The organism is Candidatus Magnetaquiglobus sp., from assembly GCF_058402785.1.
In genome coordinates, this window is sequence record NZ_JBZVFG010000076.1 from 1 (window position 1) to 9,896 (window position 9,896).

Genomic DNA, 9,896 nt, shown 5'->3' on the forward strand with positions numbered 1-9,896 from the left:
CGACCATCCCGGAACCGGGGATGGTGATCACCCAGGTGAGCACGATGCGCAGGGCCATGAACCACTTCACCCGGCGGATGTTCACCGCCGCGCCCACGCCCATGATCGAGGTGCTGACCACATGGGTGGTGGAGACCGGCATGCCGACGATCGAGGCGCCGAACACCACCGCGCCGGCGCCCAACTGGGCGTCCAGTCCCTGGATGGGACGGAGTTTGGAGACCCGGAACGCCAGGGTTTCGACGATGCGCCATCCTCCGGAGAGGGTGCCGAGGGTAATCACCAGCGAACAGGTGATCATCACCCAATAGGGGACATGGAACTGGCCGGTCTGGCCATTGACCAGCAGCAGCATGGCGATCACCCCCATGCTTTTCTGGGCGTCGTTGGTGCCGTGGGCAAAGGCGAGCACCGCGACCGTGAGGTATTGGGAGCGTTTGATCCATTTGTTCATGTTGGGGATCTCCTCGCCGCGCCGGTGGCTGCGTCCGATCCTGTCGAAGACGCGGATGCGGTGGCGGCAGATGGCCTGCTTGATCCCCTCCATGAAATAGAACATGACCCAGTAGACCCCGTAGGCCACGCCAAAACCGACCACCGGCGAGATGACCAGGGCGGCCAGCACCTTGGCGAACCCCTTGAGTCCCTGGCCATCGAAGAGCGCCTGGATTCCCCAGAGCACATGTCCATCGCCCACGGCGGTCAAGGTGGCCCCGACCAGCCCGCCCATCAGGGCATGGGACGAGGAGGAGGGGATGCCGAACCACCAGGTCAGGAGATTCCAGAAGATCGCCCCGGAGATCCCGGCCAGGATGATGAGCGTGGCCATGCGCGCGTCCAGGCCGCCCAGGTCCAGGACCCGGCCCACGGCGTTGGCCACGGCGGTTCCCCCGAGCAGAGGGCCGAGACTGGTGAAGAAGGCGGCCACCAGCACCGCCCGCGTCGGGCTCATGGCGCCGCAACCGACCACCGAGGCAGTCATGTCCGAGGCGTCGTGAAAACCGTTGGTGTAATCGAAGAACAAGACCGCAAAAATGGCGATCCACATCAACATTCGGGTCTCTTCCGCGCCCATGCCCATCCCCACGCCTCATCCATGCTCTTTCCAAGGATACGTCCCGCCGGCCCAAAGGCCAGATCCGACGCAAATGCGGATAGATTCGCTCGCATGACCGCCGAACTCAAGGTAACTTCGCATCCGGCCCCATCTTTGACCGTGGAACTCCCGCCAGAGAGGTCCACGGTCGGGGGGTGTGGGGGTTTCCCCCCATCATGCGCCATTCATTGCCGCCGCCATGGACTCATTCCCCCTTCTTGAGAGAGTCGCGTCAACACCTCTCTTGAAAAATCGATCCGTCATCCACTATCATCCCTGGCCGACGCCAATCAGCCACACCATGGACCCTCCCCCCTTCCGCCACCGTTCCGCCCGCCAACGACACCCAAAGCCCATGCGCGTCACGATTTCATTTTTTCATTGGGCAGCCCTTGCGTGGATACTCTTCGCCCCGCCTCCGGGCGTGGCGCGGGCCGAACTTCCACCCCTCCCCCTGCACCTGCCGGTTGACTGTCTGCCCGGTGAAACCTGCTTCATCCAGAACCATCTCGATCACGATCCCGGTCCCCTGGCCGAGGATTACCGCCACGGATCCCTCACCTACGACGGACACAAGGGGACCGACTTCCGGGTGCGCACCTTTCGCGACATGCGTGCCGGCGTGGCGGTGGTCGCCGCCGCCGACGGCGTGGTCAAGGCGACGCGCGACGGCATGCCGGACGGACCGGCCAGCGGCACGGTGGATGAACGGGCCATCGGCGAACGTCTGGGCGGCAACGGGGTGCTCATCGACCATGGCGCGGGATGGGAGAGCCAGTACGGTCACCTGCGCGCCGGCAGCGTGGCCGTGACGCCGGGTCAAACGGTCCGGGCCGGCGACCGCCTCGGTCTGATCGGCCAGTCGGGACTGGCGCAATTCCCCCACGTTCACTTCGAGGTGCGCCACGACGGCCACCCCATCGACCCCTTCGACGCCCGCGATCCGGAGCGTCCCGAGGAGCCGGGCAAGGTGCTGTGGCGGCCCGAACTCCGCCCGACCTTGACCTATCGACATGCCGGCGAGCTGTCCTCGGGTTTCTCGTCGGGCATCCCCGATACCACCCTGGTAGCCGATCCACCGGACACCCGCTTCAATCCGCGTGACAAGGCCCTGATCTTCTGGGTGAATTTTTTCGGCGCGCGCCAGGGAGACAGGGAGACCATCCGCCTGATCGACCCGCAAGGCCGCATCCTGGCCGAACAGAGCGACCAGGCCGACAAACACCAGGCCCGCACGATCCGCTACCTGGGCCGTCCCCGTCCGAAGTCACCCGCCACCTGGCCCGCCGGCACCTACACCGGGGAGTTCATCCTGGAGCGCGAAGGGTTCGTGGAACCCTTGATTCGCCTGACCAAACGGCTCACCATACCCTGACGATTCCCCCTCTCGTCGTGGAGACCCACCCATGCAGACATCCCTCCGGACTCTCCTTCTCCTCGTCTGGGTGGTTCTCCTGTCGCCTGCCCTCGTCCAGGCCACTCCCGCCACCACGGGGATCCCGGATCCGCTCAAGCCGTGGATCGACTGGGTGCTGCACGATCAGGAGGATCGGCTCTGTCCGATGGCGCATGACAACGCCTCGGAGCGCCCCTGTCAGTGGCCTGGTCGGCTCCATCTGCGCATGGAGACCACCTCGGGACAATTCACCCTCCAAACCAGGGCGATCATCCCAGGGTGGCACCCCCTGCCCGGCGATCCGAATCACTGGCCGTTGCACGTCAAGGTGGACGACAAGCCGGCGGTGGTGACCAGCCGCGATCAGATGCCGGGGGTCTGGCTCACGCCGGGAAGCCATTCGATCCAGGGACGGTTCGCCCATGCCACCCTGCCGGAGTTTCTGCGCCTCCCCCGCGAGATCGGTCTGATCGTGCTCACCCTGTCCGGAAAACCGCGCCCCTTCGCCACCCCGGACGAGCAGGGTCGGTTGTGGTTGCAGGCCAAGAGTCCGGACTCGCCCCCATCCGACGAGAGATCCGTCGAATCCCAGGATCCGGATCAGCTGGATGTGACCGTCCACCGGCTGCTGCGCGACGGGGTGCCGATCCGCCTGGAGACGCGCATCGAGCTGCGGGTCGCGGGGCGGCCCCGCGACATCGTGTTGCCGAACGTCCGGCGCGGCAACTGGATTCCCATGCGCGTGGAGTCGCAACTTCCGCTGCGTCTGGAACCGGACGGCGCGATGACGATCCAGGCCAAGCCGGGAGTGTGGCGGATCGATCTCGAACAGCGCACGGCGGGTCCCCTGGAGAGCCTGGAACGCCCGGCAGAGCGGCTCCCTCCCTGGCCTGAGGAGGAGTTCCTGGCCTTTGCCGCGGATCACCGGATGCGCATCGCCACCTTGACCGGTCTGGGACCGATCGATCCGCGTCAGACCGCCATGCCGGTCGGATGGCGCGACTTCCCGACCTTCCGCTTTCTGCCCGGAGATCGGGCCGTGCTCAAGGAGAACCAGCGCGGCGAGATCGACCCCTCGCCGGAGCGGCTGAGCCTGACCCGACAGCTCTGGCTGGATTTCTCGGGCGCGGGTTGGACGATCCAGGACCGGATCCAGGGCAAGGGGACCGGCTCCTGGCGGTTGGAGATGCACGGACCGACCGAGCTGGGACGGGTGGAGATCAAGGGCGAAAACCAGTTCATCACCCGACTCCCGGACGGGGAGTCAAGCGGTGTCGAGGTGCGCGAGCGGCGGGTGGAGCTGATCGCCGAAAGCCGCCTGCCGAGGCACGACGGACGCCTGCCGGCAGTGGGATGGGATCTGGATTTCCAGAAGGTGACCGGGACGCTGCACCTCCCGCCGGGCTGGCGTCTGCTGCACGCCACCGGCGTGGACGACATCGGCGAGAGCTGGCTGGGACGCTGGAGCCTGTTGGATCTCTTCCTGATCCTGGTCACCGCCCTGGCCGCGTCCCGATTGTGGGGACGGATTCGGGGTGGCGCGACCTTGCTGGCACTGGCGCTGATCCATCCCGAGGAGCCGGGTCTGGCCTGGAACCTGTTGTCGCTCATGGCGGCGGAGGCCGCACTCCGGGTCGTCCCCGGATCCGGATGGATCGGATACGGCCTGAAAATCTGGCGGCTGGGCGCGCTGGCCATGCTGGTGACGCTCGTTCTGCCCTTCCTGATCACCCAGGCCCGTCAGGGGCTCCATCCCCAACTGGAGCGGCCCTCGATCACCGACCCCGCCGCCGACGCAGCCGTCCAGACCCGCTCCACCGCCATCCATCAACCCCTGGCCATGGCCCCGCCCCCGGTCGGCATGGCCGCCCCGGCCCCGGAAATGGCAGAGGCACGGGATGGCGCCACGAGCCCACCGGTCAAGGCGTTGCAGGCCAAGACCCCATCCGCCCTCAAACAGCGCCTGGACCACGGCGGGCCGCTCCTGTCGGGGAGCGCTCCCGCCGAAGCCACCCCATCCCGTCCGCTCATGCGCGTCACGGATCCCAAGGCCGTCTCCCAGACCGGACCAGGGCTGCCGGCCTGGCAATGGCGGGAGATCGAATTCCAATGGAGCGGCCCGGTAACCCGCGAACAGACGATGCAACTCCATCTTCTCCCACCCTGGGCCAACCGCCTGATGATCGTCGCGCGCATCCTGCTGGCCCTGCTCCTGACGGCATGGGTTCTGGGGGTGCGCTGGCCGCCGCGGCGCGACCCGTCCAACCCGCCGGAGGTGAATCCCCAACCCGAGACACCCCCATCCGCACCCGGACCGGCTGGGCCGGCCACGGCCCTGGCGGTGACGCTGCTCGTCGCGCTGCCTCTGTTCGGTCTCGCTCCGAACCCGGCCTGGTCCGCCGGGATCCCGGATGAAAAAATGCTCGACTCCCTCCGGGAGCGGCTGCTGGAGCCCCCCGCCTGTCTGCCGGCCTGCGCGGATCTGCAACGCCTGCGGGTCGAAACGGATGGCGACCTGCTGCGCCTGCGCCTCGAGATGCATGCCGCCCGCGAAGTGGCCATCCCCTTGCCCGGACAGGCCGGTCAGTGGCTCCCCGAGGAGATCTGGCTGAATGGCAAGAGCGTGACCGACATCCGCCGCAAGGAGCACGACGCCCATTCGGCCAAGGTGGTGTGGATCGTGATTCCCGAGGGGATCCATCAACTGCTGATGCAAGGGGAGCTGCCGCCCCAGGAGCTGGTTCGGCTCGAGCTGCCCATGCCGCCCCGTCACATCGAGGGAACGAGCGCGACCTGGGATATCGAGAAATTCCAACCGTCCAACACGACCGACGGCTTCCTGCAACTGCGCCGTCGCACCCTTCAGGCACCCCCTCCGCCAACGCGCGCGGAACCGGAGGGCGGTGGCGCGCCCACCCTGGAACGGCCCCGGGTGCCGCCCACCCTGGAGGTGACCCGAATCCTGACCCTCGGACCGGTCTGGGAGATGGAGACCCTGGTGCGACGCATCGCCCCGGTGGATGGACCCATCGCGGTGGAACTGCCCCTGGTCGAGGGGGAGTCCCCCACCTCGGAGAACGCCCGCGTGACGGATGGACGGGTGAAGGTGAATCTGGAAAGCGCCGAAGGGCAGTTTCAATGGCGCTCGACCCTGGAGATCCGGGAGAGGATTCGCCTGGTGGCCCCCAGCCAATCGTTCGGATACGAAATCTGGCTGCTGCGCGCCGCACCGCTCTGGCATGTAGCCCTCGAAGGGATCGCTCCCGTGCGGATGAGCGACGATGCCGGGCTGTTCCAACCCGAATGGCGCCCCTGGCCGGGTGAGGAGGCACGTCTGCGCATCCTGCGACTCACCGGGGTGGAAGGGCCCACCACCACCCTGGAACGAACGGAGCTGACCGCCACGCCAGGGGAACGCAACACGGATCTCTCCCTGACCCTGACCCTCCAGGCCGGACAGGGCGGCGAGCAGATCATCCGTCTGCCGGAAGGAGCGCGGCTGCGCGCGACGCGCATCGCGGGACGCGAGATCCCGTTGCGTCAGGACGGCGATCGGGTGACCGTGCCCATCGCACCGGGCAAACGGCAGATCCAGCTCGATTGGCGTCAGCCCGATGGCCTCGCCTTTCGTACCGCCACCCCCCAGGTCGATCTGGGCCTGTCCGGGGTCAACGCCGCACTCCGACTCGAACTGCCCCCGGACCGCTGGATCCTCTGGACCGACGGACCGGCCATGGGACCGGCGGTGCTCTACTGGGGCGTCCTGGGGATCGTGCTGCTGCTCTCCCTCGCCCTCGGTCGCATCCCCTGGCTCCCTCTCAAAAGCCACCACTGGTTCCTGCTCGGTCTGGGCCTGAGCACCGTCCAACTCGTGCCGGCCCTGATCCTGGTAGCCTGGTTCCCGCTGGTCGGCTGGCGCAAGCACCAGGCCCATCTCGACCATCCCCTGCTGTTCAATCTGCGTCAGGTGCTGCTGGTGGCCTGGACCGTGGCCGCCGGCATCGCCCTCGGAGAAATCTTCCGGCATGGCCTGCTCGGCTATCCCCAGATGCATGTCAGCGGCAATCTCTCCCATGCCGGATCGCTGCGCTGGTTCGCGGATCGCACCGGTCCGGAACTCCCCGTGGCCGTGGTCTATTCGCTGCCGATCATGGCCTATCGGCTGCTGATGCTCCTGTGGTCGCTGTGGCTGGCCGCCGCGCTGCTCAGCTGGATCCGCTGGGCCTGGAACAGCTACGCCACCCAGGGAACCTGGCGCGCACCACGCCCCCCCGCGACCCGGAACGCACCGGCCCAACCAGAACAACATGACAAGATTCCGAATGACAAATGAATAAATGATTGGATATAATGCCCTCCTCGCCAACATCCCCCAGCCAAACACGAGGGTGGGCCATGGATTGCCCCAAATGTCGCTTCCGCAATACCGACGACGCCTGCTTCTGCGGGCGCTGCGGGGTCGCGTTGCCCCATCCGCTCCATCCGGACGACACCTTCGGCGGGAACGAAGCCTTCTGCACCCGCTGCGGTCAGGCGCGTCCGAAATTCACCCGCGGCACCCCCTCTGGTCAACCCAAAGTCCGCAAACCGCTCCTCTGGCTGCTGGCGGTCGCGCTCCTCGCCTGGGGAGGGGTCATGGCTTGGCACTTCTTGAGCCATGAATTCTATCTGAACATGAAATTCGTGATCGTGCCCCAAGGGTGCTTCCAGATGGGCTCCGACGAAAACCCGCGCGAGGCGCCGCGTCATGAAACCTGCGTGGATTGGTTCTACCTGAGCCAATACGAGGTGACCCAGGCCCAATGGGAGTCGGTGATGGGAGAAAACCCCTCCCTGATCAAGGGGTGCGGCCCCGACTGCCCGGTCAACGGGGTCTCCTGGGAGCAGATCCAAATCTTCATCCGCAAACTCAATGACCTGAGCGCCACCCGCTACCGTCTCCCCACCGAGGCCGAATGGGAGTACGCCTGTCGGGGCGGCGCGACCCAGCGCTACTGCGGCAGCGACGATCCGGACCTGGTTGCCTGGCACAAGGGCAATGCCCGTGACGACATCCATCCGGTCGGACAACTGGCACCGAACGCCTTTCACCTCTACGACATGAGCGGCAATGTCTGGGAGTGGGTGGCGGATCATCACGACGATGCCTATTATGCCCAGGCCCCCAAACACAACCCCAAGGGACCGGAGTCCGGCCCCACGCGCATCTTCCGGGGTGGCAGCATCAAAAGCAACTCGGAGTTCACCCACCCCACCCAGCGCAACCACGGGGATCCGCGCACCAGCTTCGGCGATTTGGGGTTCCGGCTCGTCAAGACTCCCTGATGACGCCCAAAACACGGAGCGGTTCCCCATCCACGGGATCCAAACCCATGCAACACTCCAAACACCGGGCATGGGGCGGTCTGATGCTCGGCGCCCTCGGCGTAGTCTACGGCGACATCGGCACCAGCCCCCTCTACGCCCTCCGCGAGGCGGTCCGCGCCGCGGGCGAGGTCGGCTCCGGCGAGGCCCGCATCCTCGGCGCCCTCTCCCTGATCTTCTGGGCGCTGCTGCTGGTCGTCACCATCAAGTACGTGCTCTTCATCATGCGCGCCGATCACGACGGCGAAGGGGGCATCATGGCCCTGCTCGCCCTCGCCCTGGAAAAAATCACCCCGCGAAGCCCGCTGCGCGCCCCGCTTCTGGTCATGGGCCTGGCCGGAACCGCCCTCTTCTACGGCGACGGCATGATCACCCCGGCCATCTCGGTGTTGAGCGCGGTCGAGGGACTGGAGGTGGCCACCCCGCTGCTCAAACCGATCGTGGTGCCGATCACCCTGCTGGTTCTGGTGGGGCTGTTCGCCTTTCAACACCTCGGCACCGCCAGGGTGGGACGGCTGTTCGGACCGATTCTGCTGGTCTGGTTCCTGGTGATCGGCCTGACCGGCCTTCTGGCCATCCTGAAACGCCCCGAGGTGCTGCGTGCCCTCGATCCCGCCTGGGGAGCCCGCTGGCTCATCGACCATCCCACCGTGGCCATGCCGATGCTCGGCGGGGTGTTCCTGGCGGTCACCGGCGGCGAGGCGCTCTACGCGGACATGGGTCACTTCGGTCGCGCGCCGATCCGCCTCGTCTGGCTGGCGCTCGTGCTTCCCATGCTGCTCCTGAACTACTTCGGTCAGGGCGCCCTGTTGCTTGAGGATCCCCAGTCCCTCACCCACCCCTTCTTCCACCTGGTGCCCGAATGGGGACGGCTCCCCATGGTGATCCTGGCCGCCGCCGCCACGGTGATCGCCTCCCAGGCGGTGATCTCCGGAGCCTTCTCGGCCACCAGCCAGGCGATGCGCCTGGGCTTCCTGCCGCGCATGAGCGTGGTCCACACCTCGGCGCGCCACGCGGGTCAGATCTATCTGCCCGCCATCAACCGCCTGCTGATGATCGGCGTGTTGCTGCTGGTGGTGATCTTCCGCTCCTCGGAGCATCTCGCCGCCGCCTACGGCATCGCCGTCACCGGCACCATGGTGGCCACCTCGCTGCTCGCCTTCGGCGTGGTGTTGCCGGCCCTGTGGCGACTCCCCAAACTCCTCGCCCGGCTGCTGCTCGTCCTTTTCCTGGGCGTCGATCTGGCCTTCCTGGCGGCCAACAGCCTGAAAATCCTCGATGGAGGATGGTTCCCGCTCGCCATGGGCTTGATGATTCTCACCCTCATGCATGTCTGGCAGTGGGGACGCGAACAGTCCCGCCACGCCATCCAGGCCGAAGAGATCCCCCTGGAGCCCTTCCTGGGACAGTTCGAACGGGAGACGCCCCCGCGGGTGGACGGGGTGGCGGTCTATCTGGCCGCCCGCCCGGACACCGTGCCCCATGCCCTGTTGCAAAACCTGCGGCACAATTGGGTCCTGCACGAGCATGTGATCATCCTGACCCTGGTCAACGCGCCTCTGCCGCGAATCCCGGAGGCCGGGCGCATCCAGCTCACCCCCCTGCCGCTCGGGATTCACAAGGTATCGGTGGCGTTCGGTTTCATGGAGTCGCCGGAGATTCCGGCCATGCTGGAGAGCTGTCGCTTCGGGGATTTCCGCTTCGATGCACGGGAGGCGTCGTTCTTCTTGAGCCGAACCCGTTTCGTGGCCCGCGAACGGTCCCAAGAGCGCGCGAACTGGCGTCTGGGGCTGTTCATCGCTCTGTCACGCCACATGCGCGGGGCGGCATCCTACTTCCGGATTCCGCATCGCAACGTGGTGGAAATGGGGTTGCAGATCGAGTTGTAGGGCGTGGGGAGTGTAGAACGCGCGCTCTAAACCGCGCCTGTTTTGAGCTGCGTCGTTTCCCGCGAGGCCACAGTGCCAAATACGAGCTTCGTTTCCAAACTGGCATGATGGGGGGAGAACCCCCTCACCCCCCAACCGTGGCCCTCCCTTA

The 9,896-nt window shown here is 66.6% G+C and carries 5 protein-coding genes; 4 read left to right on the forward strand and 1 reads right to left on the reverse strand.

The genetic code is table 11. The features are described 5' to 3' along the window. The coding region (locus ACV4UY_RS15975) for an inorganic phosphate transporter (protein WP_491608556.1) at positions 1–1,081 on the reverse strand (1,081 nt) is incomplete at its 3' end. A gap of 370 nt (positions 1,082–1,451) precedes the next feature. Between ACV4UY_RS15975 and ACV4UY_RS15980 the strand changes: the two genes are divergently transcribed. The 4 genes from ACV4UY_RS15980 (at position 1,452) to ACV4UY_RS15995 (ending at position 9,745) form a co-directional block, all read left to right on the forward strand. Further along, on the forward strand, positions 1,452–2,471 hold the full coding sequence (locus ACV4UY_RS15980; RefSeq protein WP_491608552.1) for a M23 family metallopeptidase: 1,020 nt from the start codon (positions 1,452–1,454) through the stop codon (positions 2,469–2,471). A gap of 31 nt (positions 2,472–2,502) precedes the next feature. Beyond that, positions 2,503–6,825 carry a hypothetical protein gene (locus ACV4UY_RS15985; protein WP_491608553.1) on the forward strand — a complete coding sequence of 1,441 codons (4,323 nt, stop codon included), beginning with the start codon at positions 2,503–2,505 and terminating at the stop codon, positions 6,823–6,825. A 62-nt stretch (positions 6,826–6,887) separates the two neighbouring features. After that, entirely contained in the window at positions 6,888–7,817 is a 930-nt protein-coding gene (locus ACV4UY_RS15990) for an SUMF1/EgtB/PvdO family nonheme iron enzyme (protein WP_491608554.1), read from the forward strand. Between the two features lie 47 nt (positions 7,818–7,864). Next, on the forward strand, positions 7,865–9,745 hold the full coding sequence (locus ACV4UY_RS15995) for a potassium transporter Kup (RefSeq protein ID WP_491608555.1): 1,881 nt from the start codon (positions 7,865–7,867) through the stop codon (positions 9,743–9,745). The last annotated feature ends 151 nt before the right edge of the window (positions 9,746–9,896 follow it).

Bases quoted from the DNA above. Each gene is read 5' to 3' on its own strand.
- ACV4UY_RS15985 (WP_491608553.1), top strand. From the start codon at position 2,503: ATGCAGACATCCCTCCGGACTCTCCTTCTCCTCGTCTGGGTGGTTCTC.
- ACV4UY_RS15980 (WP_491608552.1), top strand. From the start codon at position 1,452: ATGCGCGTCACGATTTCATTTTTTCATTGGGCAGCCCTTGCGTGGATA.
- ACV4UY_RS15990 (WP_491608554.1), top strand. From the start codon at position 6,888: ATGGATTGCCCCAAATGTCGCTTCCGCAATACCGACGACGCCTGCTTC.
- ACV4UY_RS15995 (WP_491608555.1), top strand. From the start codon at position 7,865: ATGCAACACTCCAAACACCGGGCATGGGGCGGTCTGATGCTCGGCGCC.